24 protein-coding genes are annotated in these 26,526 nt (G+C 72.3%); 16 read left to right on the top strand and 8 right to left on the bottom strand.

From position 1 onward, the window contains the following. The first annotated feature begins 224 nt into the window (after positions 1-224). Complete coding sequence (locus tag ACJX2R_RS44000; protein WP_413104645.1) at positions 225-2,030, top strand: coagulation factor 5/8 type domain-containing protein; 1,806 nt, start codon at positions 225-227, stop codon at positions 2,028-2,030. Between the two features lie 77 nt (positions 2,031-2,107). Then, positions 2,108-2,581 (top strand): type II 3-dehydroquinate dehydratase, encoded by a 474-nt coding sequence (aroQ, locus tag ACJX2R_RS43995; RefSeq protein WP_262702365.1) that lies wholly within the window; start codon positions 2,108-2,110, stop codon positions 2,579-2,581. Between the two features lie 30 nt (positions 2,582-2,611). On the opposite strand, the gene ACJX2R_RS43990 is transcribed toward aroQ, so the two are convergent. Next, positions 2,612-3,397, bottom strand: coding sequence for a DeoR/GlpR family DNA-binding transcription regulator (locus ACJX2R_RS43990; RefSeq protein WP_413104644.1), 786 nt, complete (start codon positions 3,395-3,397; stop codon positions 2,612-2,614). Between the two features lie 142 nt (positions 3,398-3,539). Here ACJX2R_RS43990 and ACJX2R_RS43985 point away from each other — a divergent pair, with 142 nt between their 5' ends. The 4 genes from ACJX2R_RS43985 to ACJX2R_RS43970 all read left to right on the top strand — a co-directional run bounded on the left by ACJX2R_RS43985 (position 3,540) and on the right by ACJX2R_RS43970 (position 6,708). After that, positions 3,540-4,433, top strand: a complete 894-nt coding sequence (locus ACJX2R_RS43985; protein ID WP_413104643.1) for an SIS domain-containing protein — start codon at positions 3,540-3,542, stop codon at positions 4,431-4,433. A 125-nt stretch (positions 4,434-4,558) separates the two neighbouring features. Then, positions 4,559-5,398: a class II fructose-bisphosphate aldolase gene (locus tag ACJX2R_RS43980; RefSeq protein WP_262702368.1), complete on the top strand. Its 840-nt coding sequence runs from the start codon at positions 4,559-4,561 to the stop codon at positions 5,396-5,398. 80 nt (positions 5,399-5,478) lie between these two features. After that, entirely contained in the window at positions 5,479-6,180 is a 702-nt protein-coding gene (locus ACJX2R_RS43975) for a glycoside hydrolase family 75 protein (protein ID WP_413104642.1), read from the top strand. Between the two features lie 102 nt (positions 6,181-6,282). After that, positions 6,283-6,708, top strand: coding sequence for an STAS domain-containing protein (locus ACJX2R_RS43970; protein ID WP_413104641.1), 426 nt, complete (start codon positions 6,283-6,285; stop codon positions 6,706-6,708). Here the strand turns inward: ACJX2R_RS43970 and ACJX2R_RS43965 are convergent. From ACJX2R_RS43965 to ACJX2R_RS43950, 4 genes are all read right to left on the bottom strand, one after another. Beyond that, positions 6,607-7,608 (bottom strand): sigma-70 family RNA polymerase sigma factor, encoded by a 1,002-nt coding sequence (locus tag ACJX2R_RS43965; protein ID WP_413104640.1) that lies wholly within the window; start codon positions 7,606-7,608, stop codon positions 6,607-6,609. The two genes, ACJX2R_RS43970 and ACJX2R_RS43965, sit on opposite strands and share 102 nt — an antisense overlap. A 123-nt stretch (positions 7,609-7,731) precedes the next feature. Further along, a complete protein-coding gene (locus tag ACJX2R_RS43960; protein ID WP_262702372.1) occupies positions 7,732-7,971 on the bottom strand; it encodes a DUF6296 family protein in 240 nt (79 codons plus the stop codon). A gap of 92 nt (positions 7,972-8,063) precedes the next feature. Next, positions 8,064-12,569, bottom strand: coding sequence for an HAD-IC family P-type ATPase (locus ACJX2R_RS43955; protein ID WP_413104639.1), 4,506 nt, complete (start codon positions 12,567-12,569; stop codon positions 8,064-8,066). 72 nt (positions 12,570-12,641) lie between these two features. Then, complete coding sequence (locus ACJX2R_RS43950) at positions 12,642-12,935, bottom strand: hypothetical protein (RefSeq protein WP_413104638.1); 294 nt, start codon at positions 12,933-12,935, stop codon at positions 12,642-12,644. Between ACJX2R_RS43950 and ACJX2R_RS43945 the strand changes: the two genes are divergently transcribed. The 6 genes from ACJX2R_RS43945 (at position 12,934) to ACJX2R_RS43920 (ending at position 19,380) form a co-directional block, all read left to right on the top strand. Next, complete coding sequence (locus tag ACJX2R_RS43945) at positions 12,934-13,365, top strand: hypothetical protein (RefSeq protein ID WP_413104637.1); 432 nt, start codon at positions 12,934-12,936, stop codon at positions 13,363-13,365. The two genes, ACJX2R_RS43950 and ACJX2R_RS43945, sit on opposite strands and share 2 nt — an antisense overlap. Before the next feature lie 342 nt (positions 13,366-13,707). Beyond that, positions 13,708-14,283, top strand: coding sequence for a LuxR C-terminal-related transcriptional regulator (locus ACJX2R_RS43940; RefSeq protein ID WP_262702376.1), 576 nt, complete (start codon positions 13,708-13,710; stop codon positions 14,281-14,283). 137 nt (positions 14,284-14,420) lie between these two features. Continuing rightward, entirely contained in the window at positions 14,421-15,275 is an 855-nt protein-coding gene (locus ACJX2R_RS43935; protein WP_413104636.1) for a hypothetical protein, read from the top strand. Beyond that, positions 15,272-16,033, top strand: coding sequence for a two-component system response regulator CseB (gene cseB, locus ACJX2R_RS43930; protein ID WP_413104635.1), 762 nt, complete (start codon positions 15,272-15,274; stop codon positions 16,031-16,033). Before ACJX2R_RS43935 ends, cseB begins: the two co-directional genes overlap by 4 nt. 2 nt (positions 16,034-16,035) lie before the next feature. After that, positions 16,036-17,361, top strand: a complete 1,326-nt coding sequence (locus ACJX2R_RS43925) for a sensor histidine kinase (protein WP_413104634.1) — start codon at positions 16,036-16,038, stop codon at positions 17,359-17,361. Between the two features lie 138 nt (positions 17,362-17,499). Next, entirely contained in the window at positions 17,500-19,380 is a 1,881-nt protein-coding gene (locus tag ACJX2R_RS43920) for a transglycosylase domain-containing protein (protein WP_413104633.1), read from the top strand. On the opposite strand, the gene ACJX2R_RS43915 is transcribed toward ACJX2R_RS43920, so the two are convergent. Beyond that, positions 19,367-19,714 (bottom strand): hypothetical protein, encoded by a 348-nt coding sequence (locus tag ACJX2R_RS43915; RefSeq protein ID WP_413106105.1) that lies wholly within the window; start codon positions 19,712-19,714, stop codon positions 19,367-19,369. The two genes, ACJX2R_RS43920 and ACJX2R_RS43915, sit on opposite strands and share 14 nt — an antisense overlap. A gap of 2 nt (positions 19,715-19,716) precedes the next feature. Beyond that, a complete protein-coding gene (ctaD, locus tag ACJX2R_RS43910; protein ID WP_413104632.1) occupies positions 19,717-21,381 on the bottom strand; it encodes a cytochrome c oxidase subunit I in 1,665 nt (554 codons plus the stop codon). A 104-nt stretch (positions 21,382-21,485) separates the two neighbouring features. On the opposite strand from ctaD, the gene ACJX2R_RS43905 reads away from it, so the two are divergent. Further along, on the top strand, positions 21,486-22,073 hold the full coding sequence (locus ACJX2R_RS43905) for an RNA polymerase sigma factor (RefSeq protein ID WP_413104631.1): 588 nt from the start codon (positions 21,486-21,488) through the stop codon (positions 22,071-22,073). Beyond that, positions 22,070-23,053 carry a CU044_5270 family protein gene (locus ACJX2R_RS43900; RefSeq protein WP_413104630.1) on the top strand — a complete coding sequence of 328 codons (984 nt, stop codon included), beginning with the start codon at positions 22,070-22,072 and terminating at the stop codon, positions 23,051-23,053. Before ACJX2R_RS43905 ends, ACJX2R_RS43900 begins: the two co-directional genes overlap by 4 nt. A 60-nt stretch (positions 23,054-23,113) precedes the next feature. On the opposite strand, the gene ACJX2R_RS43895 is transcribed toward ACJX2R_RS43900, so the two are convergent. Further along, complete coding sequence (locus ACJX2R_RS43895) at positions 23,114-23,902, bottom strand: Fpg/Nei family DNA glycosylase (RefSeq protein ID WP_413104629.1); 789 nt, start codon at positions 23,900-23,902, stop codon at positions 23,114-23,116. Between the two features lie 85 nt (positions 23,903-23,987). Between ACJX2R_RS43895 and ACJX2R_RS43890 the strand changes: the two genes are divergently transcribed. After that, positions 23,988-25,133, top strand: a complete 1,146-nt coding sequence (locus ACJX2R_RS43890; protein ID WP_413104628.1) for a PP2C family protein-serine/threonine phosphatase — start codon at positions 23,988-23,990, stop codon at positions 25,131-25,133. Between the two features lie 478 nt (positions 25,134-25,611). Further along, positions 25,612-26,457 (top strand): glutathione S-transferase C-terminal domain-containing protein, encoded by an 846-nt coding sequence (locus tag ACJX2R_RS43885; RefSeq protein ID WP_413104627.1) that lies wholly within the window; start codon positions 25,612-25,614, stop codon positions 26,455-26,457. The last annotated feature ends 69 nt before the right edge of the window (positions 26,458-26,526 follow it).

The following is a 26,526-nucleotide window of genomic DNA, read 5'->3' as shown; positions in this document are numbered from 1 at the left end:
CTCTCTTGAACACAACGGCCAGAGATATGGCCGACCACAAATCTCCCCAAGTTCCCCCGAACCACCGGATCCACCAGGGCAGTTGACATTCAAAAGGCAACAACATGTAAGGACCGCGGTCACAACTCTTGACGAGTCGTTCACATGGATGAAGCATGCGACGGCAAGAGAGCGCTCCCTCACCCCCCATCCCGTTCATTTACTGAACCAGGAGAGACGCCCCCATGACGCCTTCCCCCACGTCTTCCTCCTCCGGCCGCTCCGCGGTCGGCCGCCGGGCGGTGCTCGGCGCCGCGGCCGCCGTCGCATCGGCACCCGCCCTCGGCGGCCTGGCCACTCCCGCGGCCGCCGCCCCCTCGGGCCGGGGCAGAAGCCCCAAGGCCCTGCCCGGCGGCGGCGACCTCGGCCCGAACGTCATCGTCTTCGACCCGTCCACGCCCGGCATCCAGGCCAAGCTGGACGAGGTGTTCAAGAAGCAGGAGTCGGCGCAGTTCGGCACCGGGCGCTACGCCCTGCTGTTCAAGCCCGGCAGCTACAGCGGGCTCAACGCCCAGATCGGCTTCTACACCTCCATCGCCGGGCTGGGGCTGTCCCCCGACGACACGACCATCAACGGCGACATCACGGTGGACGCCGGGTGGTTCAACGGCAACGCCACCCAGAACTTCTGGCGTTCGGCGGAGAACCTCGCGGTCGTACCGGTCAACGGCACCAACCGCTGGGCCGTGGCACAGGCGGCCCCCTTCCGGCGGATGCACGTCCGCGGCGGGCTCAACCTCGCCCCCGACGGCTACGGCTGGGCGAGCGGCGGCTACATCGCGGACAGCCGCATCGACGGCCAGGTCGGACCGTACTCCCAGCAGCAGTGGTACACCCGCGACAGCGCGATCGGCGGCTGGCTCAACGGCGTGTGGAACATGGTGTTCTCCGGTGTGGAGGGCGCGCCCGGGCAGAGCTTCCCCAACCCGCCGTACACCACGCTCGACACCACCCCCGTCTCCCGGGAGAAGCCCTTCCTGTACCTCAACGGCAGCGAGTACCGGGTCTTCCTGCCCGAGAAGCGCACCAACGCCCGCGGAGTCACCTGGGGCAACGGCACCCCCAGAGGCACCTCGCTGCCGCTGTCGCAGTTCTACGTGGCCAAGCCCGGCGTCACCGCGGCCACCCTCAACGAGGCGCTCACCCAGGGGCTGCATCTGCTGCTCACCCCGGGGATCTACCACCTCGACCGGCCGGTCCAGGTGAACCGCGCGAACACCGTCGTCCTGGGGCTCGGCTACGCCACGCTCATCCCCGACAACGGAGTCACCGCGCTGAAGGTCGCCGATGTCGACGGGGTGCGGCTGGCCGGCTTCCTCATCGACGCCGGCCCGGTCAACTCCGCCACGCTGCTGGAAGTCGGCCCGCAAGGGGCCGCGGCCGACCACTCGGCCAACCCCACCACCGTCCAGGACGTGTTCATCCGCATCGGCGGCGCGGGCCCCGGCAAGGCCACCACCAGCATGGTGATCAACAGCCGCCACACCATCGTCGACCACACCTGGGTCTGGCGCGCCGACCACGGCGACGGGGTCGGCTGGGAGACCAACCGCGCCGACTACGGGGTCCGGGTCAACGGCGACGACGTGCTGGCCACGGGGCTCTTCGTGGAGCACTTCAACAAGTACGACGTGCAGTGGTTCGGGCAGCGGGGCCGGACCATCTTCTTCCAGAACGAGAAGGCGTACGACGCCCCGAACCAGGCGGCCATCCAGAACGGCTCCATCAAGGGCTACGCCGCCTACAAGGTGGCCGATGCGGTGACCACGCACGAGGGATGGGGGCTCGGCAGCTACTGCTACTACAACGTCGACCCGAGCATCGTGCAACACCACGGCTTCGCCGCGCCGAACGCGTCGGGGGTGAAGTTCCACAATCTGCTGGTCGTCTCGCTCGGCGGCCAAGGCCAGTACGAGCGCGTCATCAATGACACCGGATCTCCCACCTCGGGCACCTCCACCGTGCCGTCCACCGTGGTGTCATATCCCTGATCTACGATGCCTCGCGGGTCGGTGCCCCCGGTGAACCGCCCCTCGAAGTGCCGACCGCCCAGGAAGGACCACACACCATGGCCATCACCCCCGTGCGCGACCGCTCCACGATCATGGTGCTCAACGGACCGAACCTGAACCTCCTGGGCCGCCGGCAACCCGAGATCTACGGCACCGACACGCTGGCCGACATCGAGAAGCTGGTGGCCGAGACGGCCGCGCCGCACGGTCTGACGACCGACTGCCGGCAGAGCAACCACGAGGGCCAGCTGATCGACTGGATCCATGAGGCCCGGGAGCGCCACGCGGCGGTCATCATCAACCCCGCGGGGTACTCCCACACCTCCGTCGCCCTGCGCGACGCCCTGGCCACCTGCGACGGTCTGCCGATCGTGGAGGTGCACATCTCCAACATCCACCAGCGGGAGACCTTCCGGCACCACTCCTATGTCTCCGCGCTGGCCAGCGGGGTGATCGCCGGTTGTGGTGTCCAGGGCTACGCGTTCGCCGTCGAGCGGGTGGCGGCCCTGCTGACCGCCGCCAGGGCGTAGCCATACGGCGACTCAGGTCCTGATCAGACCTCAGGCCCTGATCACGCGGACACCGGCCTCGGTGTACGGAGCGACCAGCTCCTCATCGGCGCCGGTGTCCGTGATCAGCACATCGATCTCGTCCAGTGCGCAGATCCGGGCGAACGCCCGGCGGCCCAGCTTGGAGCTGTCGGCCACGACCACCACCCGGGTGGCCCGGCCGGCCATGAGGTGGTTGATGCTGGCCTCGCCCTCATGGTGGGCGGTCGCGCCCTGGACCGTGTCCAGCGCGTCCACACCGAGGATCGCCAGATCCAGCGACACCTGGTCCAGCACTCCGGTGGCCAGCGGCCCCATCAGCTCGAAGGACTGCGGACGGGCCACCCCACCGGTGAGCACGATCTTCACCTGGGGGCGCACCGCCAGCTCATTGGCGATGTTCAGGGCGTTGGTGACGACCGTGACGGCCGGGCCGCCGCCCGAGGTGGAAAGGTCACCGCGCATGGAGATGGCGCGGGCGACCTCGGTGGTGGTCGTCCCGCCGTTGAGCCCCACGATCGAACCGGGTTCGGCCATCCGGGCCGCGGCCGTGGCGATGCGCTGCTTCTCCGAGGCGCGCCGGGCGGTCTTGTAGCGCAGCGGCAGATCGTACGAGAGGTTGTGCGCGACCGCGCCGCCACGGGTGCGCGTCAGCATCTGCTGCTGAGCGAGTTCATCCAGGTCGCGCCGGATGGTCGCGGCGGATACCGCCAGTTCGGCGGCCGCCTCCTCGACATCGATTCTGCCGTCCCTGCCCAGCAGATCCAGCAGGGCGTTCCAGCGCTCGGGCCGTTTCACGCCGATCACCCTACCCCGCTCCCCGCATGCATCGGCTCTGGACTTCCGTGCGTGATTCTGCGCATTATCAGCCCGTACGAAACAACTCCGCGCATCCGCGCATCCATACTGCTCGGGTCATCCGTGCGACGAGGGGAGCCCCATGAGCCACACCGAGGCCGAGATCGCGAGCCAGCCCGACTGCTGGCGGCGTGCCATCGCACTGGCCCAGGATCCGGAGGGGCCCGTACGGGCGGCGCTGCCCCGGGCGGGTGAGCGGGTCGCCGTCGTCGGCTGCGGCACCTCGTGGTTCATCGCCCAGTCGTACGCGGCGCTGCGCGAGGCGGCGGGCCAGGGCGAGACGGACGCGTTCGCGGCGTCGGAGACGCCCCTCGGCCGCGCCTACGACCGGGTGGTCGCGCTGTCGCGGTCCGGCACCACGACGGAGGTGCTCGAACTGCTCGGCGCGGTGCGCGGCCGGGTGCCCACCACCGTCGTCACGGCGGTCCCCGACTCACCCGTCGTGGGCGCCGCGGACGCCGCGGTGGTACTGGACTTCGCCGATGAGCGATCGGTGGTCCAGACCCGCTGGGCCACCACCGAACTCGCCCTGCTCCGCGCCCACTTGGGCGCACCCCTGGACCATCTGGAGGCGGACGGGGAGGCGGCGCTCGCCGAGCCGCTGCCCGGGCCGCTGGTGGACGCCGGGCAGTTCACCTTCCTCGGGCGGGGCTGGACCTACGGGGTCGCCCAGGAGGCCGCGCTCAAGATGCGCGAGGCGGCGGGGGCGTGGACCGAGGCGTATCCGGCCAAGGAGTACCGGCACGGCCCGATCAGTGTGACCGGCCCGCGGAGCGTGGTGTGGTGGCTGGGCGAGGGGGCGTCGGACGTGGCGGACGAGGAGATCACCCGCACCGGTGGCCGGGTCGCCGGCTACGGCCGCGACCCGCTGGCCGAACTGGTGGTGGTGCAGCGGCTCGCGGTCGCGATCGCGGCGGCGCGCGGGCTCGACCCCGACGAGCCGCGCCATCTCACCCGCTCGGTGATCCTCGGCTGAGCAGAGCCGGGCAGAGCCGAGCGGGGGCGGGCGGGGGCGGGTACGGGCGGTCCGCGCGGGTGTGGGCGGATCGCGGGATACGGGACAGGCCGGAACTACGGAAAACGGGCGGAAGGAGCCGGTAGATGCCGTTGGTGGCCACCGGGGAGATCGTCGGGGCAGCCGCGCGGGCCGGGCTCGGCGCGGGTGCGTTCAATGTCATCCAGATCGAGCACGCCCAGGCCATCGTGGCCGGGGCGGAGGCGGCGGGCGCGCCGGTGATCCTCCAGATCAGCGAGAACGCGGTGCGGTACCACGGCGCCCTGGCCGCCATCGGGCGGGCGACCGTGGAGGTGGCCCGCGCGGCGCGGGTGCCGGTGGCCGTGCATCTGGACCACGCCACCGGGCCGGAGCTGGTGCGGGAGGCGGTGGACCTCGGCTTCGGCTCGGTGATGTTCGACGCCTCGGCCCTGGACTACGACGGCAATGTGGCGGCGACCGCGGAGGTGGCGGCCGACTGCCATGCCCACGGGGTGTGGGTGGAGGCCGAGTTGGGCGAGGTGGGCGGCAAGGACGGCGTCCACGCGCCGGGCGCCAGGACCGACCCGGCCGAGGCCGCCGCCTATGTGACGGCCACGGGCGTGGACGCGCTCGCGGTCGCGGTGGGCACCTCGCACGCCATGGTCGTCAAGGCCGCGGTGGTGGATCTGCCGCTGGTGGCGGCGCTGCGCGCGGCCGTGCCGGTACCGCTGGTGCTGCACGGCTCCTCCGGGGTGCCCGAGTCGGATCTGACCCGGGCGGTGGAGGCGGGGCTGACGAAGGTGAACATCGCCACCCATCTGAACGTGGCCTACACCCGCGCGATCCGCGACCATCTGGCCGGCCACCCCGAGGTGGTCGACCCGCGCAGGTATGTCGCGGCCGCGCGGGACGCGGTGGCGCGCGAGGTGACGCGGCTGCTGAAGCTGGTGCGGGCCACGCCCTGATAGGTATTGACATGAGCTTATCAACTCACCCAAGATGCCCCAGTCGAGGTTAGGAAAGGTTCCTAACAAAGGGGTGTCCTATGCGCAAGCGTTTCGCGTTCGTGATCGCCACGGCCGGTCTGCTGGCCGGCTCCGTCACCGCCGGCGCCCACGCCAACACCCGGGGCCCCGCACCGGCCCCCGCGTCCACCAAGGAGGGCACGGTCACCGCGGCGCAGCTGCTCGCCAAGGTGCAGAGCTGTTCCCAGATATCCAGCGGCAAGTACCGCACCGACGAGGAGACATCGGCCACCGTCCCGGTCTGCGGTGCCAATGGGGCGGTCTTCTGGAAGGCCGACATGGATGTCGACTGCGATGGCCAGGTGACCTCCCGGTGCAACGAGGACACCGACCCGTGGTTCCAGGACGACACCGCCTTCCACCAGTCGGACGGCAAGCCCCTCATCGCCGACAAGCTGCCGTATGTCGTGGTGCCGAGCCCTAGCTCCACCTGGGACTACCGGCAGGCCGGCATTAAGGGCGGCGGTGTGGTCGCGGTCATCTACAACAACAAGGTCGAGTACGCGGTGGTGGGCGACACCGGGCCGAACAAGATCATCGGTGAGGCGTCCTACGCCACGGCCAACGCGCTCGGCATCGACCCCGACCCGGAGACCGGCGGCGCCGAGTCGGGGGTGACGTACATCCTCTTCAAGAACTCCTCCGTCTCCCCCATCGAGAACCACGACAAGGCCGTATCGGTCGGCGACGGGCTGGCGAAGCAGTTCGTCCAGAACAACTGACCCGCCATCATCGGGGAACGTGCGGCACGGCCGCGCGCTCCCCGATGATTTTTCCCGGGCCGGGCGGTCTGCACAGGTGAACGCCGCGACAGGAGGTGGACGTTGACCGGTCCCGAGCCCGAGAATCCGCCCATGCCGTCCCCGGCCGTGCTGGTGCTGGTGCTGGTCCAGCCGGTCACCCGCGCCGAGGTGGCGCGGCTGTGCGAACGGCTGACCGCGCTGGCGCGGCGGGCCGGTCCGGGGCCGGTCACCGTGGACGTGGGCGGGGTGGGGCGGCCGGACCTGGCCGTGGTCGAGGCCCTGGCCCGGCTGCGGCTGACCGCCGGCCGACTGGGGCGCGGGATCCAGCTCCGCAACGCCCGCGGCGAGCTACGGCGGCTGCTCGCCTGGACGGGGCTGGACGAGGCCCTGACGGCCCCCGCGACATTAGGCCGCGCCCTCGGGCCCGAGCCAGGCGGGGAGGCCGAACAGCGGGAAGAGGCGCTCGGTGTCCAGGAAGGAGTTGAGCCCGGTGATCCGGCCCCCTGATATCTCCAGGACCTGAAGCGCCCAGGGCTCATGGCGGCCGTCGGCGCCACCCGGGCGGTACTGGCCGAAGGCGGGCATGCCATTGGCCACGGTCGGCACCAGACGGGAGCCGCGGCAGCCGATGCCATGGCCCAGCAGCCACTGGCGGATGTCCTCGTGGCCGCGCAGCCACAGCTCGTACGGCGGCATGGAGAGCGTGGCGTCCTCGTGCAGCAGGGCGGTGAGGGAGTCCAGGTCATAGCGCTCGAAGGCGTCCACATAGCGGGCCAGCAGCGCGCGCTGCTCCTCGTCCAGCGGCTTGACCGGGTCGGAGTCGCTGACCTGGCTCGCGGCGAGGGTGGCCCGGGCGCGCTGCAACGCGCTGTTGACCGACGCGACGGTGGTGCCCAGCAGCTCGGCGACCTCGCTCGCCTTCCAGGCCAGCACCTCGCGCAGGATCAACACCGCCCGCTGGCGGGGCGCCAGATGCTGGAGCGCGGCGATGAACGCGAGCCGCACCGCGTCCCGCTGGGCCGCGACCTCGGCGGGGTCTCCCCCGTCCGGCAGCACCTGGCCGTCCGGGACCGGCCCGATCCAGGTGGCCTCCGGCTGCTCGGCGAGCGTGGCCGGGAACGGGGTGGCCGCGGAGGTCAGGTCCATGGGCCGGGCCCGCCGCTTGCTTCCGCTGAGCATGTCCAGGCACACATTGGTGGCGATGCGGTAGAGCCACGACCGCAGCGCGGACCGGCCCTCGAAGCGGTCCAGCCCCCGCCAGGCGCGCACCATCGTCTCCTGGACGGCGTCCTCGGCCTCGAAGGCCGAGCCCAGCATCCGATAGCAGTAACCGGTCAGCTGCGTGCGGTACGGCTCCAACTGGAGCTCGACACCTGCCGCGCCGTCCACCGCCGCCACATCACTCATCGCCGCACCTCGATCGCTTCGACCGCTCTTCGGACTCCCATCGGCGCCAAACCTAGCGGGCCCCACTGACAACGCCGCCGACCTGCGCAAACGACAGACGGCTCGGGGCGCCGGACGGGTGACTCAGGACACCGGGCGGGCACTGACCGCGGCGGCGTGCACCTGATGACCGCCGCTAGCGATCATCCGCACCTCCGCACGGTCGCTGATCTCCGCCCGCACGATGCCGGTGTCGTCCACGTACACGGGGTGGCCGCCCGGACCGCTGCTCTCCGTGCGGTGCACCACCACGACGTCCTCGGCTCCCGGGTCCGGGGCGGTCGTATCCAGGAAGACCAGCTCATACCGCTCTCGGCTCCGCATCACGCCCTCCTCCACACCGACCCGCCCCCGTCATCTCAAACCGGGACATTCAACACTATCGCTCGGGCCGGGCGGCGCAAGAGGTTCGGTGCTCACCGCGGTGCGGCGGCCGTCGGCCGGTCCGCGGCGTCCGTGCGCTCCTCCTCCGCCTCCTCCTCCGGCGGCGTCCTGTCGAGGTGCAGCATCGGCGCGAGGATGGGGCCGAACAGGGTGGCCGCGGTGATGGAGCCCAGGGTGATGGCCCAGGCGAACGGGCCGAGCGGGGTGCAGTCGAAGAACTGGCTGACGCCCGGGGTCTGGATGATGGCGGCCAGCACCGCGGCCGAGCCCAGGCCGGCGATCAGGACGTGCCGGTCCAGGCCGCCCGTCGTCAGCGTCTGCGCCAGCTGGGTGCCGACCAGGGCGGCGAGCGCCACCGTACTGGCCCGGCGGCCCCGGCCGGTGACCCGGGCGCCGGTCCACGCCAGTCCGGCCCCGGCGGCCGTGATGACGCCCCGCAACAGCATCTCCTTGGTGAGCGCCGCGCCCAGCGAGCGGCTGGGGCCCTCCTTGAGCAGCCGTTCGCCGGTGTGCCCGGTGGGCTCGCGCACCGCGATGGCCAGCGCGGGCGCGAGGTCGGTCAACAGGTTGACCAGCATGATCTGACGTGCGCTCAGCGGCGTGGTGCCGGTCAGGGCGGAGGCCGCCACGCTGAAGGTGACCTCGCCGAAGTTGCCGCCGATGAGGATGGCGAGGGCGGCACGGACCGAGGCCCACATGGCGCGCCCCTCCATCAGGGCCGAGACGATGGTCTCCAGGCGGTCGTCGGTGACGACGAGGTCCGCCGCGGCGGTCGCGGCGGGGGTGCCGCGCCGGCCGAGGGCGATCCCGACGTCCGCGAGCCGGATCGCGGGGGCGTCGTTGGCGCCGTCGCCGGTCATGGCCACCACCCGGCCGAGGCGCTGATACGCCTGGACGATGCGGACCTTGTGGTGCGGGCTGCACCGGGCGATCACGTCCACCGTGGGCAGCAGTTCGTCCAGCCGCTCGTCGTCCATCTCGTCCAGCTCAGGACCGGTGCTCACCTTGGGCTCGGGGACGTCCATGACGGTGGCCGCGATGGCGTCCGCGGTGGCGGGGTGGTCGCCGGTGAGCATCACCGTCTGCACGCCCGCCTCGCGCAGCCGCTCGGTGGCCGGGCCGGCGCTGGTGCGGACGGGGTCGGCGAGCGCGATGAAGCCGAGGAAGTCCAGGTCCCGCACGGTGTCGTCGGTAAGGTCCGCACCCTCCCGCATCGGGCGCTCGGCCACCGCCAGCACCCGCCGCCCCGCTCCGGCCAGCTCCTCGGCGGCGTCCGCCAGCTTCTTGATGTCCTCCGCGTCCAGTGGCGTGGCCCGTCCGGTGCCCGGTTCGCGCCGTCGGGCGACCCGCTCCAGGACGCCCTCGGGCGCCCCCTTGACGCTGAGCAGCGCGCCGTGCGAGGTGCGCCCGGCGGTGGCGTGGTAGGCGCGGGAGGGTTCGAAGGGCAGCGAGTCGGTACGGCGCCAGCGGGGCGCTCCGCGCCGCACCCCGACCCCGGCCCGGCGCGCCCCGACGCTCACCGCGCGGTCGGTCTGGTGCGCCATGGGCTCGGCCTGGCGGGCCGGCGGGGTCGCGCGCAGGGCGGCGGCGAGCACGGCCTTACGGGGCGCGTCGAGCCGGTCGGCGGGCAGCGGGCCGCCGCCGTCGCTGACGGCCGCGAGCTGGAGGGTGCCCTCGGTGAGGGTCCCGGTCTTGTCGAAGCACAGCACGTCGGCGCGGCCGAGCGCCTCGATGGTGCGCGGGTTGCGGACCAGGGCGCCGAGGTCGGCCAGCCGTCGGGCGGCGGCCAGCTGGGCGGCGTTGACCAGGAACGGAAGCCCCTCGGGGACGGACGCCACGGCGAGGTTGACGGCGGAGGCGAGGTTCTCGGTGGGCGGCAGGCCGTGCAGCAGTCCGGCACCGGCGACCGCGGCGGCGGACCCGACCGCGATGGGCACGCTGGAGCGGGTGAGCGCGGTCAGCCGGGCCTCGACACCGGTGACGGGGGCGGCCTGGCGGGCGGTGGCCAGGCTGCGGCCGACCTCGGTGGCCGGTCCGGTGGCCACGACGACGGCCTCCGCCCGCCCCGCGGAGACCGTGGTGCCCTCGTAGAGCATCGACCGGCGCCGGGTGATGTGGGCGCCGACGACCGGCGCCGGGGACTTGTGCACGGGAAGGGACTCTCCGGTCAGCGAGGACTCGTCGACCTCGAGCCCCTCGGCCGCCAGCACCCGGCAGTCGGCGGGCACCACGTCCTCCGGGCCCAGCACGACGATGTCGCCGGGGACGAGGTCCCCGGCGGTCACCAGGCGTTCCGTACCGCCCCTGCGGACCCGGGCGCCGATCGCCGACCGGGCGAACAGCTCGGACAGCGCCCGCTCGGTCCTGACCCGCTGGAATCCCCCGACGAGCGCGGAGACGCCGGTGATGGTGGCCACCAGCACGGCGTCGGCGCGCGAGCCCACGGCGGCGGCCAGGGCGGCCCCGGCGGCCAGGACCGGGGTGAGCGGGTTGGCGAGTTCCTCGATGAACGCGGCGGGCAGGGTGGTGCCGGTGGGCTCACCCCGGCGCGGCCCCTGCGCGGTGCGTGATGCCGCCTCCTCCGGGGTCAGCCCGTCGGGTCCGGTGCGCAGCCGCTCCAGCACCCGGGGGACGGGCATCAGATACCAGGGGGTGGTGGTCACCGGCGGGTCCATGGGGCGGGCGAGGAGCTGGCGCGCCCGCCAGTTGCCCAGGGCGAAGGCCAGGGTCCCCGCGGTGGTGCCCGACGCCGCGCCGCGCGCGGTGGCCTGGTCCGGGGGCGCCTGGAGGGCGGCCACCGCGCCGATGGCGCTGCCGCCGGCGGACAGCAGGGCGCTCTCCCGGTCGACCCGCGCGGCCACGCCGACGGCGTCCACGATGAGCCCGGCCGACTCCAGGTCGGCGCCGACGAGCAGATGGGCGCCCCAGGCGGGCGGCTCGCCGTCGCGGTGCACCCCGATGCCGCAGTCGGCGGCCCCCAGGGCCCGGCGGTTGCCGGAGAGCAGCAGCACCACGGCGCCGTCGGCCTGGAGGGAGCGTACGGAGGCCACCAGGCGGCCGCCGGCGGGCACCACCGCGTCGGCGAAGGTGATGTCCGTGGGCTGCTGCCGGTCGGTGGCCAGGACGATGCGGGACCCCGCCCGCCGGGCGGCGGCCGCCACGGCCTCGGCGCCCGGCACGGTCTGCGGGGCGAGGCCCACCACCGCCTGGAGCTTGCTCCCCCGGGCCAGGCCGAGCGTCCGCTCGCTGCCCCTGCGGCGGAGCCTCGCCGCCGTCTGCTGCCCGGTGCGGCCCGTCAGCTCCAGCGTGTCCAGGGCGCCGAGCACCCATCCGCCGGCGCGGCGGGTCTCCAGGGGCTCATCGGGGTCGAAGAGGTCGAAGAGCCGCCCGGCGGTCCGCTCGGGGTCGGCGCCGCCGAGGATTTCCAGGTCGATGGGCTCGTAGCGGTCGCCGCGCAGCGCCGCCTCGTCCAGCACCACGGTGTCGACCTGGCCCAGCCGCCGCAGCGAGCTGCGATCCATGGCCAGGACGCCGCGCAGCGCCAGGAACCGGCCGAGGCTGGTCGCGAACCCCTCCCGGCCCGCCCCCGGCGCCTTGGGCACGGAGGAGAACCCGACGGCGAACCCGCGGCGCGGGCCGGCGAAGGGCGCGGTGAGGACGCCGGCCACGGCCCCCGCGGCCATGGAGCGCTCGGCGAAGCGCTCCACGGCGTCCTTGGGGGACGGCCCGGGGCGCTCGACCACGATGGGCTCGGCCACCACGTCCTGGGGGCCGTGCACCAGGTGCGGCTCCATCGCGGCCCAGGCCCGGCCCTCCGCCTCCGCCTCCCGCCACAGGGCCACCCGCTGGATGAGGTCGAGCGCGAGCCCCCCGCCCCGGGTGGCCACGCCCTGGGTCAGCGCGCTCAGCACCGGCAGCGTCGACTCGGTCGGCCGGCCCCGGGTGACGGCCAGGGCGAGGCGCCGCAGTCGGGGGTGGTTCTGGATGACGGACATGGCGGCGGCCACCTCGGTGGGCAGCTTGAGCCAGGGAACCACGCGCAGCACGGTGGCCACGCTCAGGCCCACGACGTCCGCGGCCACGACGGCCAGCGACTGGGCCTCCCTGGCACCGCCTGAGGGATGGCGCGGCTCGGGGGCCCATTCGTCGAACTCCTCGGTGGGCCCGACGGGCTCCTGGACCTCCGCGCGCTCGATCCGGGCGATCAGGTCCAGTTCGGACGGGGGCGGCTTGCCCACGGCCACCACGACCCGCTCGGAGGGCGCGTTCACCCGGGCCCACCGCACCCGCGGATGCTCCTCGAGCGCCCGCTCCACCCGGCGGGCCACCTGCTCGCCGCCGATCCCGTGCACCCCGCGGACCTCGATGTAGTACCGCCCCGGATAGGACCAGATCCCGCGCTCGGAGGGCCGGACCAGCCGTCCGACGGCCCCGGCGGCATCCCGTACGCCCGCGGCCACACCGCTCTTGATGGGCGCGAGCAGCAGCGAAGACGGCAGGGACAGTCGCAGTGCTGACAGCGAGGGCAGCGGTGACATCGAGGGACCTCCGCTCTCCGGGCGGTCTGACCGGTTCATCACGATTACCCTGAAAAGGGAAGAAGATTCCAATCACCGTGTGGACGTGAGACCAGTGACCACTCCCGCTACTTCACGCAAGCGCAGTTCCTCGACCGCCGCGAAGAAGACGGCATCGCCGGCGCGCGGCGGCAAGTCGACGACGAAGTCCCAGACCTCGTCGGCCACCTCGAAGCCCTCGCAGGCCAAGAGGGCGACGAAGTCCACCAGGCCGTCGAAGACCACACAGCGGCAGCGGACGGCGAAGGCCGCGAAGGGCCCCATGGAGACATCGCGCAGCGACGACAGGCGCCGCCTGACCGTCACGGTGCCCACGTTCAACGCCATGGGCCACGCCACGAAGGAGGGGTTCGACACCGTCGGCCACGCCACCAGGGAAACCCTCGACACCGTGGGCCACGCCACGATGGAGACCTTCGGGACGGTCGGCCACGCCACCACCCGGGCGACCGGCGGTGCGGCCAAGGTGGCGATGAAGCCGATCGAGGTGGCCCGCCGGGTGCTGCCCGCCAAGGGCGGACTCCCGCTGTACGTGGGGCTCGGGGCGCTGGGCGCCGTGGAGGTCATCGAATGGCCGGTGGCCCTCGGCATCGGGGTCGGTTACGCGGTGCTGCGCAAGGGCGGCATCATGGCCGAGCCGTCCGAGCAGCGCGGCACGGCCCGCGGCGGGGGCCGTACGGCGGGCCGCTCGAGTTCGAAGAGCGCCCGTTCCGGGAGCCGTTCGCAAACGCGCAGGTCCGCCAAGGCCGCGGCGTAACGCTTCGACCAGCGGCTTCGCGCCGTATCGATCCCGTCCGCAAAGCGGTCAAAAAACGGGCACAACTCTGTTGGAAACGGGCACCCCACAGTCACCGTAGCGTTGGTATACACCAGGAAGCGGGCCTAACACCCGTCACTGAATTCCCCCTGGGGTCCGGCGCATTGCGTGGCCGCGATGCGCCGACCCTCCGTCACCTGGGGGTTCACCCGAGACGGACTGACCACTCCGTCACGAACCGACCGAAAGCGGTGACTCCTCTTGGCCCTCCCCCACAGCGCTCAGAGTGCCCCTCGAGTGCCCGGACAGGCAGTGCCCGCCGCCTCGCGGCATGCCACCGGAATGGCCACACTCGCCCCCGACCTCCATGTGGTGGCCGGGGACGAGGACTTCTTCCGACACTTCGGCGCCTCGTCCGCCGAGTTGTGCGGCCGCAGCCTGTTCGACCTGCTGCACCCCAGCACCCCCTCCGTCCTGCGGGAACACTTCTCGCGGCTGCACGACGGGCGGCGCACCCGCTTCACCGAGCGCGTCCTCGGCTACCACTCACGGGGCCAGGTGTTCTCGGGCAAGCTGACCGGCACGGCCATCCAGGGCCGGTCCGACCGACTCGCGGCCATCGTCGTGATGGTCAAGCCTGATGCCGAACGACCAGAGGAGGAACCGACCCCCACCAGCCAGAAGTTGCTGTCGCCACTGGAGGCCCGAATACTCGAGGGCGTGGCCACCGGCGCGTCGACCGTACAGATGGCGGCCAAGCTCTATCTCAGCAGACAGGGCGTCGAATACCACGTGGGATCCATGTTGCGGAAGATGAAGGCACCCAACCGGGCGGCCTTGGTCTCGCGCGCCTACGCGGCGGGCATGCTGACCGTCGGCACCTGGCCGGCCCGCGTTCGCCCGGAATTCATCAAGTGACACACGTCATGTGACGCCGCGTCATACCGAACAGGCCCGGGGCAGTGCCGCCCCGGGCCTGCCGTCTTCGGCGACCCGGCCGAACCTCACGGGTCCCGCGTGGCACGCCTGACGTCCCTCAGTAGGCTGAGACGGCCATGCGTTTACTCCCCACCGGATCGCGCAGCACCGCGCGACGACGCCCCCGCCCCAGGCTGCCCCGCGCCCTCCTGCCCGCCGTGGTGGCCGCGTGCGCCGCCGTGACCGCCGCGGGGTGCGCGGCCCAGGCGGGAGTGCGGGACGACGGCTCGGCGCCCTCGCTCTCGGCACCGGCCAGCGCGGTACCGCTGTGGCCCCGGTACACCCCCTCGGCCGTGACCACGCCCCGCGAGAAGCCCGACTTCGCCCGCTATCTGCCGGTGGACGAGGTCAAGGTGCCCTCGGGCGGACTGGCCGGCCTGTCCGCGAAGAACCTGCTGCTCCACGACCCCAATGTGCCGGCGGTGGTGCAGAAGGAGATCTCGCTGTGCCAGGACGGCGGCCACTGCCCGCTGCGGGACGCCGTCCACCGCGATCTGACCGGTGACGGCCGGGACGAACTGGTGGTGGCGGCCGATCTGCCGGCGTTCGAGCGGACGCTGCTCCAGGTCTACACCGCCTCGGGCCGCACGGTCCGCCCCGTACTGATCTACTGGGGCCCGCCCGGGCTCACCGGCGAAACCTTCGGCCGTGATCTGCTGATCTCCGCGATCGGCGGGGACGGCCGGGTCACCACCCGCTTCCGCTGGAACGGCACCGTCATGGCGGCCGTCACGCCCGAGGACGGCACGGCCACCCGGACCCCCGTCCCGGAGGACGGCGCGGCCTCCCGGCCGCCGGTCCCGGGGGAGGGCGCGGCCGCCCGGACCGCCGGCCCCGGCGCCGCACCGGAGGCCGTGCCGAGCGGCACCGGCGCAGCCGCCGACACGGGGGCCCGTACCGTTCCCCGTACGGAGACGAGGACGACGCGATGACCACCGCCTTCACCCCGCCCGGCGCCGGCTCCCCGACCGAGGCGCATCTGCTGCTCGTCGAGGACGACGAGGTGATCCGCAATACGGTGCGGATGGCCCTGGAGCGGTACGGCTTCACCGTGTCCACCGCGGGCGACGGCCTCACCGGACTGGAGATCTTCCGGGAGAGACAGCCCGATCTGCTGCTGCTGGATGTGATGCTGCCCGAGCTGGACGGCATCGGACTGTGCCGCAGGGTCCGCGAGTTCAGCCTGGCGCCGATCCTGATGATGTCCGCGCGCGGTGACTCCCTGGACGTGGTCTCCGGTCTCGAGGCGGGCGCCGACGACTACGTGGTCAAGCCGTGCGAGAGCGCGGTCCTGGTGGCCCGCATCCGCTCGCTGCTGCGCCGCGCCTCCTTCACCCCCGTGGTCCGCGCCTCGCGCGCCGAGGCGCGCGGCGGGGCACCGGAGACGGATGGCGCGGCCGGTTCCGACACCCTCGTCTTCGGCGATCTGACCATCGACACCCGCGGCATGGAGGTGCGCCGCGCGGGAGAGCCGCTGGCCCTGACCCCCACCGAACTGCGGATGCTGCTGGAGTTCGCCGGCTCGCCCGGTGTGGTGCTGGAGCGCCGTACGCTGCTCAGCCGGGTCTGGGACCACGCCTGGCAGGGCGACACCCGTGTGGTCGACCTCCATGTGCAGCGGCTGCGGGCCAAGATAGGCGCCGAACGGATCGAGACGGTCCGCGGCTTCGGCTACAAGCTGCGGCGCTGACGATGACGCTGAGATGGCGGATAGTCGCCCTGGTGGCGGCGGCGACCTGTGCCGCCGCGGCCGCGGTGGGCGTCCTGGTGCACCACGCCTCACGCGATCGCGAACTGTCCCAGGCGCGCGACGGGGCCCGGACCACGCTCGACCGCGCCGCGGTCATCTACGCCCGCACCGGCGCCGTCCAGGGCTCCGGGGCGGTGCTGGACGCGCCCGGGCTCCCCGGGGATCTGCGGCGCCTGGTGGAAAAGGGGCATCAGGGCACCGAGTTCACCACCGGCCCGGGCGGCCCCGCGATGTGGGCGGCCCGGCCCGCCGACGACCAAGTCCTGTCCGTACGCCTCGACATGAGCACCGCGATGCGCGACATCGGCGCGCTGGACACCAACATCATCCTGGCCGGGCTGATGACCACCGCCGTGGTGCTGCCGCTGGGCGTGCTGACCGCCGAGCGGATGAGCCGGCGGCTGCGGCTGGCGGCGGCCACCGCGCGGCGGATCGCGGCTGGGGACCTGGACGCCCGGATCTCCCCCGCCACCCGCCCGCACGACGAGATCGCCGAGATCTCCGGGGCCGTGGACTCGATGGCCGCCGCGCTTCAGGAGCGGCTGCTCGACGAGCAGCGGTTCACCGCCGATGTGGCGCATGAGCTGCGTACTCCGCTGATGGGTCTGGTCACCGCCGCCGAACTGCTCCCGCCGGGCGAGGCGGCCGGGTATGTGCGCGACCGGGTGCGGGTACTGAGCACGCTGGTCGAGGAGCTGCTGGAGATCTCCCGGCTGGACGCGGGGGCGGAGGAGGCCGATCTGTCCCCCTGCCCCCTGGGGCCGGTGCTCGAGGAGGCCATCGCGGGCACCGGGCTGTCGGCACGGCTGCGGACCGGCGCGGCGGAGGACACCGGGCGGCAGGACGGCGAGGACGCCTGGCAGCAGGGTTGCGAGGGCACCGGGCAGCAGGACGTCACGGACGGCCCGAAGGTGTGGACGGACCCCCGCAGGCTGACCCGTATCGTCGCCAATCTCGTGGTCAACGCCCATCGCCATGGCCGCGAACCGGTCGAGGTGACGGTGGCGGCGGACGGCCGGACCGTGACGGTCCGCGACCACGGCACCGGCTTTCCGGACGATCTGCTGGAGAAGGGCCCGCAGCGGTTCCGCACCGGGGTCCGGGAGCGGGGCCGGGGCCATGGTCTCGGGCTGACCATCGCGGCCGGCCAGGCTCAGGTCATCGGCGCCACGCTGGAGTTCGGCAACGCACCGGACGGCGGCGCAGTCGCCACGCTGCGCCTGCCCGAGCAGCCCGAACCGCCGGATTCCGGACCGATACACGGCTGATACACCGTCGAGCGGAAGTCGAGACCCGGCCGAGCGCCCGCCGAGACCGCCCGTTGCGGTTCCGAAGATCTTCGCTGAGGAGGATGGCGCCGACCCGCGCGAAACCTCGCGGCCGGGATCGACTGAGGAGCAATCGGCATGGCAGGTCCCCTGACGGCACTACGCGTACGGTTCACACCGGACTCGGAGCAGATGCCGCGGGACACCAGACCCCCGGGCCGGCGGCGCGGAGCGAGGGGACGCGGCAAGAGGAAGCGCACCGGCATCCGGCGGTTCTTCACCTGGCGGAAGCTGCTCGCCTATGTGGCCGGTCTGTGCGCGCTGCTGATCGGGGCGTTCACGGTGCTCTACTACTCGATCGACGTCCCCAAGGCCAACGCGCAGGCGAAGGCGCAGAGCAACGTCTACAAGTTCAGCGACGGCACGATCCTCGCCCGCACCGGCGAGATCAACCGCGAGATGGTCACCCTCGACCGGGTGCCCACCGGTGTGCAGCACGCGTTCGTGGCGGCCGAGAACAAGTCCTTCTACAAGGACTCCGGCGTGGACCCGATGGGCATCCTGCGGGGGCTGGTCAACACCGTGACGGGCAAGGGCACCCAGGGCGGTTCGACGATCACCCAGCAGTACGTCAAGAACTACTACCTGAGCCAGGAACAGACCGCCACCCGCAAGATCAAGGAGCTGGTGATCTCCCTCAAGGTCGACCAGCGCAACTCCAAGGAGGACATCCTCGCGGGGTATCTGAACACCAGCTACTTCGGCCGCGTCGCCTACGGCGTCCAGGCCGCCGCCCGCGCGTACTACGACAAGGACGTGGACGACCTCACCGTCGAGGAGGGCGCGTACCTCGCGGCGCTGGTGCAGGCCCCCAGCCAGTACGACTGGGCCGTCGCGAGCCCCAAGGCGAAGCGCCTGGTCACCCGGCGCTGGAACTACGTGCTGGACAACATGGTGGACATGCGCTGGCTGGACCCCGCGGAGCGGAAGCGGATGCGCTTCCCCGTGCCGGTGGCCCCCGAGCCCGCCCCCGGTCTCGGCGGCCAGGCCGGGTATCTCGTGGACGCGGCCCGCAATGAGCTGATCGCCTCGGGCGTCAGCGAGCAGGAGCTCGCCGCGGGTGGCTGGACCATCACCCTCAACGTCGATCCGGCCAAACAGCGGGCGCTGGAGAAGGCGATGCACCAGGGCCTCGACGGCTCCGCCAAGGGCGGGCGGGCCCGTGCGGACGCGGCCGCCACCCAGGGCGGCGCGGTCTCGGTGGACCCGAGGAACGGGCGGATCGTCGCGCTCTACGGCGGCCGGGACTACACCCGGCACTATCTGTCCAACGCGACCCGCGGCGACTACCAGGTGGGCCCCGTCTTCGAACCGGTCACCGCCGCCTCGTCCCTGGACGCCAAGATGCGGGACGGGGCCACCGCCGGCGGACTGCCGGAGGTCAAGCGCACCGCCGGGGCGCTGGGCATGGACACCGACGGCGGCGGCTTCGCCACCAAGGAGTCGGTCGGGCTGGGGCTGATGGGTTCGAGCCCGCTGAGGATGGCCGGTGTCTACGCCTCGTTCGACCACCAGGGCAAGCGGGTCACCCCGAGCATCGTCAAGTCCGCCCGGCGCGGCGACGAGACGGCCGGGCCGCCGAAGGCGGTGGGCGACCAGGCGATCGCCCCCGCGGCCGCCCAGCTGATCACCCGGAACCTCATCGGGGACGGCGGAGCGACCGCGGTACGCGCCGTCAAACGGCCCTCGGCGGGCAAGGGCGGGGTCTCCGACGACAAGAGGGCGGCCTGGTACGTCGGTTACACCCCGGACCTGGTCACCGCGGTCGCCCTCTTCGGCGAGGACGCCAAGAAGCGGAATCAGATCCCCCTGAAGAACGCCCGTGTCCAGCGGGTCGCCGAGCTCTGGAACGACTACACCGCCCAGGCGCTGGGCGACGCGCCCCCGGCCTGGTTCGACTTCGGCCCCGGGTCGGGGTCGGTTCCGGTCCCGGCCCAGACGGGGCCTACCGCACGGTGAGGGCAGTGGCGAGGCCGCCGGAGAGGGCCGCGGCGCCGAGGAGGCAGACCAGCAGCAGCCGGCGGCGCAGCGTCCGGTAGACCTCCTGGTACTCCGCCCGCAGCTCCTCGCAGCGCCGCACCACCGCACGCAGGGTCTGCTCGGTGACGGCCAGCTGGTCCTGGAGGTAGACCCGCTCGACCTCCGCCCGCTGGGCGGAGGTCAGCCAGTCGAGCCGGCCGGTGAGACGGCGGGCCCGCTCCCGGGCCGCGTCCCGCTCGCCCTCCAGCAGCAGATAGCCCTCGATCTGGTTGATTCCGGCGGCGATACCTGGGGGCTCGGCGGCTCTGGCCATACTCACGCCACACTCTCCTTCTGGCCGACATCGGGATGGTGCAGATCGAACGCGGGGGATTCGGAACGGATCTTCGGCAGGCTGACGAAGTTATGGCGCGGCGGCGGGCAGGAGGTCGCCCATTCCAGCGAACGGCCGTAGCCCCAGGGATCGTCGGTGACGACCTTCTCGCCGTACTTGGCAGTCTTCCAGACGTTGTAGAGGAACGGCAGGAACGACAGGCCGAGGACGAAGGAGCTGATGGTCGAGATGGTGTTCAGGGTGGTGAAGCCGTCGGCCGCCAGATAGTCGGGAATTCTGCGCAGCATTCCCTCGGCGCCGAGCCAGTGCTGCACCAGGAACGTGCCGTGGAAGCCGAGGAAGAGGGTCCAGAAGGTGATCTTTCCCAGCCGTTCGTCGAGCATCTTGCCGGTGAACTTGGGCCACCAGAAGTGGAATCCGGCGAACATGGCGAAGACCACGGTGCCGAAGATGACGTAGTGGAAGTGGGCGACCACGAAGTAGGTGTCCGAGACATGGAAGTCCATCGGCGGCGAGGCCAGGATGACGCCGGTCAGACCGCCGAAGACGAAGGTGATGAGGAAGCCGACCGCCCAGAGCATCGGGGTCTCGAAGCTCAGTGACCCCTTCCACATCGTGCCGATCCAGTTGAAGAACTTGATGCCGGTGGGCACGGCGATCAGGAACGTCATGAAGGAGAAGAACGGCAGCAGCACTCCGCCGGTGACATACATGTGGTGCGCCCACACCGTCACCGAGAGACCGGCGATCGAAATGGTCGCGGCGATCAGGGAGATGTAACCGAACATCGGCTTCCGGGAGAACACCGGAATGACCTCGGAAATGATGCCGAAGAACGGCAGCGCGATGATGTAGACCTCCGGATGGCCGAAGAACCAGAAGAGATGCTGCCAGAGCAGCGCCCCGCCATTGGCCGCGTCGAAGACATGCGCCCCGAATTGGCGATCCGCCTCCAGCGCGAACAGCGCCGCCGCGAGCACCGGAAAGGCCAGCAGCACCAGCACACCGGTCAGCAGCACATTCCAGGTGAAGATGGGCATGCGGAACATCGTCATGCCCGGGGCGCGCATGCAGATGATCGTGGTGATGAAGTTGACCGAGCCGAGGATGGTGCCGAAGCCGGAGAGGGCCAGACCCATGATCCACATGTCCGCGCCGACACCAGGTGAGCGGACCGCGTCCGACAGCGGGGAGTAGGCGAACCAGCCGAAGTCGGCCGCGCCCTGCGGGGTCAGGAACCCGCCCACCGCGATCAGCGAGCCGAAGAGATACAGCCAGTACGCCAGCATGTTCAGCCGCGGGAACGCCACATCGGGCGCACCGATCTGGAGCGGCATGATCCAGTTGGCGAACCCCGCGAACAGCGGGGTGGCGAACATCAGCAGCATGATCGTGCCATGCATGGTGAACGCCTGGTTGAACTGCTCGTTCGACATGATCTGGATACCCGGACGGGCCAGCTCGGCGCGCATCAGCAGCGCCATCACCCCGCCGATGCAGAAGAAGGCGAACGAGGTGATCAGGTAGAGCGTGCCGATCGTCTTGTGATCGGTGGTGGTCAGCCATTTCACGGCCGTGGCCCCCGGCCCGGGGCGGCGCGACGGCGGGGCGGCCGACGCCGCCACGACAACGGTGTTGTTCCTCATGACCGCTAGGTGTCCGGCACCCCGTTGGTCGTCACTCCGACGGCCGGTCAGGATTGCCCGCCGTGAGGTGTGATGATCTGTGGTGTGCCGGACACCTTCGGATCATGAGCACCGACGACGCCTTCGACGCCGCCTACCGTGAGCATTACTGGGCGGTCAGCCGTTTTGTGGCACGGCGGCTCGACGACCAGGCATGGGACGTCGAGGAAGTGGTCGCCGAGGTCTTCGCGGTGGCCTGGCGGCGCCGGGCCGAACTCCCCGAGACACCGCTGCCGTGGCTGTACGGAGTGGCCCGGCACTGCCTGGCCAACACGGTGCGCGGCAAGGGCCGTTACCGCAGACTGCTGCTCAAGCTGGGCCACCACGAGGTGACGCGCGGCGGGCGCACCGTGGCGAGCCCGGACGCGGAGCGGCCGGGCTCCTGGGTGCTGGACGCGCTGTCCCGGCTCGCCGAGGCCGACCAGGAGGTGCTGCGGCTGACGGCGTGGGAGGAGCTGACCGTCGAGGAGCTCGGCACCGTGCTGGGGTGCGGCCGGTCCGCCGCCGCGATGCGGCTGCACCGGGCGCGGCGGCGGCTGCGGGAGCAGATAGAGACCCTGCGCCGGGACGACCGGGTCTCGCTGGGGTGTACGAGCGGCAAGGGCGACAGGTCCCAGAGGGCTGACAGGGCCGGCAAGGATGGACACGCATGACCGACGAACTGGATCTGCTCCGCGAGGCCGACCCCGTGTCCGCCGACACCGGCCCCTGGCGGGACCGGCCGCTGGACGCGCGGGCCGAGCTGCTGCTGCGGCGGCTGCCGTCCCGGGACCGGCGGCGCCGTACCGTCCGGCGGCGCGCGGTCTGGAGCCTGGGGGCCGCGGCGGCCGCGACGGTCGTCGCCCTGGCGCTGACCGTCTCGGGCACCGGCTCCTCCCCCGCCGTGGCCGCGCCCAGGCCGGTGCCGCTGGTGGCGCATGTCTCCCGGGCGGACGTATCGATCGCCGAGATCGCCCGGCGGGCGCGGGCGGCGGCCGAGGAGTCCCCGGGGAAGAGCGAGCGGGGCAGCCATTTCCAGAGCTGGGCGCTGAGCATGAAATCGGGCGAGGACGCGGTGACGCTGCCCCGGGAGTCGCTGACCCGCTGGAACGCGGACGGCAGCGGTTCCACGCTGGAGGTGGCCACCGATCCGCGCCATCCGGGCCGCCCGGTGATCGAGGACGGCCCTCCGCCGCGTACGGTCCACGACGGCAAGGTGCTGAGCGAGGAGCGCTATCCGCCGGGGATCTACGGCGCCAACCAGAGCTATTTCGAGGACCCCCCGGCCGGTGTCCCGGCGCTGCGCGCGTACCTCGCCGTCTGGACCCCGGACGCGGACCGCGACCCGGTGGAGCTGCTCTCGGCCGTCCGGTCCTTCCTCACGGTGTGGACGCCGGGACCGCGCCAGCGGGCGGACATCGCCACCCTGCTGTCCGGGATCGAGGGGCTTCGCCCGGCGGGCGAGGTCACCGACCGGCTCGGCCGGGAGGGCCAGGGATTCCGGTTCACCGGCACCCCCGGGAGCCGTTACCTGATCGTCCTCGACCCGGACGACGGCAGGGTGCTGGACGTCGAGGAGACCTTCACCCAGGACGCTCCCGAGTACCGGGTGAAGGCGGGCGATGTGATGTCCTACACGGCCTACCTCTCCTGACCACCGGCCGCGTCGGGAGGGGCGGGCGGTACCCGGGGGCGCGGGTGGCCCGGTCGGGCGTCAGGCGTCCTCCCGCTGGCAGTTGGGGCACCACAGGCTCGTCCGCCCGGAGATCCGGCCGCGGCGCAGCGGATTGCCGCAGCGGGGGCAGTGCGGATCCGGATCATCGCGCCGCCCGGTGAGCCAGTCCGGGTCGTCCGGCACCCGCCCCGCCCGCACTGAGGCGCGCAGCACCTCGCGCAGCGCGCCGTGGAGCCCACCGCGCTCGTCGTCGGTCAGCGCGTTCACCGGCCGCCGCGGATGGATCCGGGCGTGCCACAGGATCTCGTCGCCGAGCAGATTGCCGAGTCCGGCGATCACGGCCTGGTCGGTGAGGGTGGCCTTGACGCGTCCGCGCCGCCCCTCCAGCAGCCGGTCCAGCTCGGCCCGGCTCAGCGAGAGCGCGTCCGGGCCCTGATCGCCGATGATCCGGTCGATGTCGTCGTCGGTGGCGGCGAGCCAGATGCCCTTGAGTTTGCGCTGGTCCTCGTAGCCGAGGCGGTGTCCGTCGTCGAGGTCGAAGGCGACCCGCTGGAACCGGCCGGCCGGTTCGGAGTCCGCCCCGCAGACCAGCCGCCCGGTCATGCCGAAGTGGAGTACGACGGTGGGCCCGTCGGTGGGGGCGATCAGCCACTTGCCGTGGCGGCGCGGTGCCGCGAAGCGGCGGCCCTTGAGGTCGCGCTTCAGCCGCTGCGCGGTCACCCCGTGCAGCACCCCCGCGTCGGCCACCTCCGCCCGCTCGACGCGGTGGCCCTGGGCGCAGGAGGCGAGCGTCCGCCGGAACCCCTCGACGTCCGGAAGCTCGGGCATAGCGTCAGGCTACGCCCGGGGCTTCCGTGGCGCGTTGTGGAGAGCACCCCCGTTCGGGGGTCTTCATCGGATAAAGTACCCAATTATGCGATTCATGCGCGCCGCCCCGGGGGTGAGCGGTCGCAGCCAGACGCTGTTCGCGATCACACGGTGTCTGCCGTTCCTGGTGCTGGCCGCGGTACTCAGCATCGAGCTCTCCCCCGCGCACACCCTTTACACCGGCCCCCTGCTCTCCCCGGCGCCGGCGCTGGCGGCGGTGACCATGGGGCCGGTCGGCACCGTCGGGGTGGCGGTGCTGGCGGGCGTGGTCAGCGCGATCACCGCCAGCCACAACGACGCCTGGGGCGGCCCGCAGGTGTACACGAATCTGCTGGCCCTGCTGGTGGTGGCGGTGGCGAGCGTGGCGACCAGCGCGGTGCGGGCGCGCCGGGACCGCGAGCTGGCCCATATCCGCCGGATCGCCGAGGTGTCCCAGAACGTGGTGCTGCGGCCGCTGCCCGCCCGGATGGGCGTGGTGAACACCGCCAGCGTCTATCTGGCGGCCGAGCGCGGTGCGCAGATCGGCGGGGACCTCTACGAGGCGATGTGCACCCGCTACGGGGTGCGGCTGATCGTCGGCGATGTGCGGGGAAAGGGACTGGCCGCGGTGCGGTCCGCCGCGGCCGTCGTGGGCGCCTTCCGGGAGGCGGTGCACTACGAGCAGGACCTCGCCGAGGTGATGCACCGCTGTGCGGCCGCGCTGGCGCGCGAGTACGAGCTGCTGGACCGCTCCCAGCTTCAGGATCCGCGGGAGCTGGAGGAGCAGTTCGTCACCGTGCTGCTCGCCCAGGTGACGGACGAGTCGCTGATCCAGCTGATCAACCGTGGCCATCCGCCGCCCCTGGTGATGCGCGAGCGCGAGGTGCGCTCCCTGGACCCGGTGCGCCCGCTGCCGCCGCTCGGCCTCGAGGAGTTCCTGGGCCCGCCCGCGATCGGCGTCGAGACCTTTCCGTTCCTGCCCGGTGACCGGCTGTTGCTGCACACCGACGGGGTGATCGAGGCCCGCAACGACGACAACGAGTTCTTTCCGCTGCACCGGACCATGGAGACGCTGGACTGCGCCACCCCGTCCGAATACCTGGACGGGCTGCGCCACGCCCTGATCCGGCACACCGAGGGACGGCTGGCGGACGACGCGGCCATGGTCCTCATCGAGCGGGACCCCGGCGGCCCGGACCGGCCGTTCCGCTGAGCCGGTCGCGCCACCGCCGAGCCGGTCGTGCCCGGGCGCCGTACATCCGCCGTGCCGTGGGCCGGTGTTGGCCGCTCCGGCATGGGTTGACGCCCTCGCGGAGCGCGACGAGACTGAACGGGCGCGGTCTCGCTGCCTCGCGAGCCCCCGATGATGGGATCGGTGGAGATGCCCAGGACCGACAGCCACGGGGACGGCGCCCGCCGGTATCCCCGTCCGTTGTCCCCGCTCCGCCGGCTCCACCTCCTGACCAGACGGCTGCACATCGATCTGCTGCGCATCTGTAGCGCCTCCAGTCCAGCTCTCTGAGTCGGCCCGAGTCGACACGGTCACCGAGCGCGGTCCCGCGCCGCCGGGGGTCGGGTGTGTCCCGGCACCGTCCAGGCGGGCGCCCCGCGCGGGCTTCCCTTCCGTCGCCCCATCGGCGCCGCCCCCGACCGGCGGTGGCCGGGGCTTTTCGCCACTGCCTTGGAGAGTCATGTCCGAGACGTTTCCGGTCAGTTCAGGTCCCGCCGCTCTTCTCGACCCCGACCCCTGCTCGCCCCGCCCCCGGATCGCCCCGCCCGTGCCACCGCACCGCTTCCGCAGCCGCATCGGCGTCGACCTGGCCGGTGGCTTCTATCCGGTGCCGCATCGCTATCGGCTCTATCTCTCCGCGAGCTGTCCGCTCTCACTGCGCGTCTCCATCACCCTCGATCTGCTCGGGCTGCGGAACACCGTGGCCACCACCCTCGTCGGGCTCCCGGACGACACCCCCGAGGCGTACGCCGCACTGCGCGGGGCCTACGAAGCCACCTGGCACCGCTACGGCGGACCGGTGGACGCGCCCGCGCTGTGCGACCGCTGGACCGGACGTGTCGTCAGCAATCACACGCCCGACATCCTGCGCGACCTCGCCGGCCATCTGAGCGACGACAGCGGAACCGGACGCCCCCCGCTGCGCCCGGCGGCCCTCGCCACGGACATCGACGCCCTCCGGGACCTCATCGACGCGGACCTCATCCACGCCGCCCGGCAGGCCGGGACGGCGGCCGAGGCGGAGTGCCGGGACGCGGCGCTGGAGCGGCTGCTGACCACCCTCGGCCGCCTCGACCGCGGGCTGACGGCCGCGCCGTACGCCCTGGGCGAGGAACTGACCGCCGCCGATGTGGACCTGTGGGTGGCCCTGGTCCAGCTGGACACCGAGCACCGGCTCCTCCTGGACGCCGACGCGGCGGACCGGGTCTCCCGCCATGGGCAGCTGCGCGCCTACGTACGGCGGCTGCACGCCCACCCGGCCTTCCACACCACGCTTCCGGAGGCCCTCCAGGACGAGGTGTCCTGAGCGGGCGTCGAGGCGGCCCCGGCCCCGAGAGGACGTCCAGGTGCCCTGAGCGGGCGTCATGGTGCGCCG

This window comes from Streptomyces sp. Inha503, from assembly GCF_047215865.1.
Classification (GTDB): domain Bacteria; phylum Actinomycetota; class Actinomycetes; order Streptomycetales; family Streptomycetaceae; genus Streptomyces; species Streptomyces lycopersici.
Note: the sequence above shows the minus strand (reverse complement) of the source record. Positions and strands in the feature narration are given on the sequence as shown.

Excerpts from the sequence above, each read along its gene's own strand:
- ACJX2R_RS43935 (WP_413104636.1), top strand. The coding sequence starts at position 14,421 with ATGCGTTTACTCCCCACCGGATCGCGCAGCACCGCGCGACGACGCCCC.
- ctaD (WP_413104632.1), bottom strand. The coding sequence starts at position 21,381 with ATGAGGAACAACACCGTTGTCGTGGCGGCGTCGGCCGCCCCGCCGTCG.
- ACJX2R_RS43945 (WP_413104637.1), top strand. The coding sequence starts at position 12,934 with ATGGGCCACGCCACGAAGGAGGGGTTCGACACCGTCGGCCACGCCACC.
- ACJX2R_RS43950 (WP_413104638.1), bottom strand. The coding sequence starts at position 12,935 with ATGGCGTTGAACGTGGGCACCGTGACGGTCAGGCGGCGCCTGTCGTCG.
- ACJX2R_RS43980 (WP_262702368.1), top strand. The coding sequence starts at position 4,559 with ATGCCGTTGGTGGCCACCGGGGAGATCGTCGGGGCAGCCGCGCGGGCC.
- ACJX2R_RS43920 (WP_413104633.1), top strand. The coding sequence starts at position 17,500 with ATGGCAGGTCCCCTGACGGCACTACGCGTACGGTTCACACCGGACTCG.
- ACJX2R_RS43965 (WP_413104640.1), bottom strand. The coding sequence starts at position 7,608 with ATGAGTGATGTGGCGGCGGTGGACGGCGCGGCAGGTGTCGAGCTCCAG.
- ACJX2R_RS43905 (WP_413104631.1), top strand. The coding sequence starts at position 21,486 with ATGAGCACCGACGACGCCTTCGACGCCGCCTACCGTGAGCATTACTGG.
- aroQ (WP_262702365.1), top strand. The coding sequence starts at position 2,108 with ATGGCCATCACCCCCGTGCGCGACCGCTCCACGATCATGGTGCTCAAC.
- ACJX2R_RS43940 (WP_262702376.1), top strand. The coding sequence starts at position 13,708 with ATGGCCACACTCGCCCCCGACCTCCATGTGGTGGCCGGGGACGAGGAC.
- ACJX2R_RS43915 (WP_413106105.1), bottom strand. The coding sequence starts at position 19,714 with ATGGCCAGAGCCGCCGAGCCCCCAGGTATCGCCGCCGGAATCAACCAG.
- cseB (WP_413104635.1), top strand. The coding sequence starts at position 15,272 with ATGACCACCGCCTTCACCCCGCCCGGCGCCGGCTCCCCGACCGAGGCG.
- ACJX2R_RS43960 (WP_262702372.1), bottom strand. The coding sequence starts at position 7,971 with ATGCGGAGCCGAGAGCGGTATGAGCTGGTCTTCCTGGATACGACCGCC.
- ACJX2R_RS43900 (WP_413104630.1), top strand. The coding sequence starts at position 22,070 with ATGACCGACGAACTGGATCTGCTCCGCGAGGCCGACCCCGTGTCCGCC.
- ACJX2R_RS43985 (WP_413104643.1), top strand. The coding sequence starts at position 3,540 with ATGAGCCACACCGAGGCCGAGATCGCGAGCCAGCCCGACTGCTGGCGG.
- ACJX2R_RS43885 (WP_413104627.1), top strand. The coding sequence starts at position 25,612 with ATGTCCGAGACGTTTCCGGTCAGTTCAGGTCCCGCCGCTCTTCTCGAC.
- ACJX2R_RS44000 (WP_413104645.1), top strand. The coding sequence starts at position 225 with ATGACGCCTTCCCCCACGTCTTCCTCCTCCGGCCGCTCCGCGGTCGGC.
- ACJX2R_RS43895 (WP_413104629.1), bottom strand. The coding sequence starts at position 23,902 with ATGCCCGAGCTTCCGGACGTCGAGGGGTTCCGGCGGACGCTCGCCTCC.
- ACJX2R_RS43925 (WP_413104634.1), top strand. The coding sequence starts at position 16,036 with ATGACGCTGAGATGGCGGATAGTCGCCCTGGTGGCGGCGGCGACCTGT.
- ACJX2R_RS43975 (WP_413104642.1), top strand. The coding sequence starts at position 5,479 with ATGCGCAAGCGTTTCGCGTTCGTGATCGCCACGGCCGGTCTGCTGGCC.
- ACJX2R_RS43955 (WP_413104639.1), bottom strand. The coding sequence starts at position 12,569 with ATGTCACCGCTGCCCTCGCTGTCAGCACTGCGACTGTCCCTGCCGTCT.
- ACJX2R_RS43890 (WP_413104628.1), top strand. The coding sequence starts at position 23,988 with ATGCGATTCATGCGCGCCGCCCCGGGGGTGAGCGGTCGCAGCCAGACG.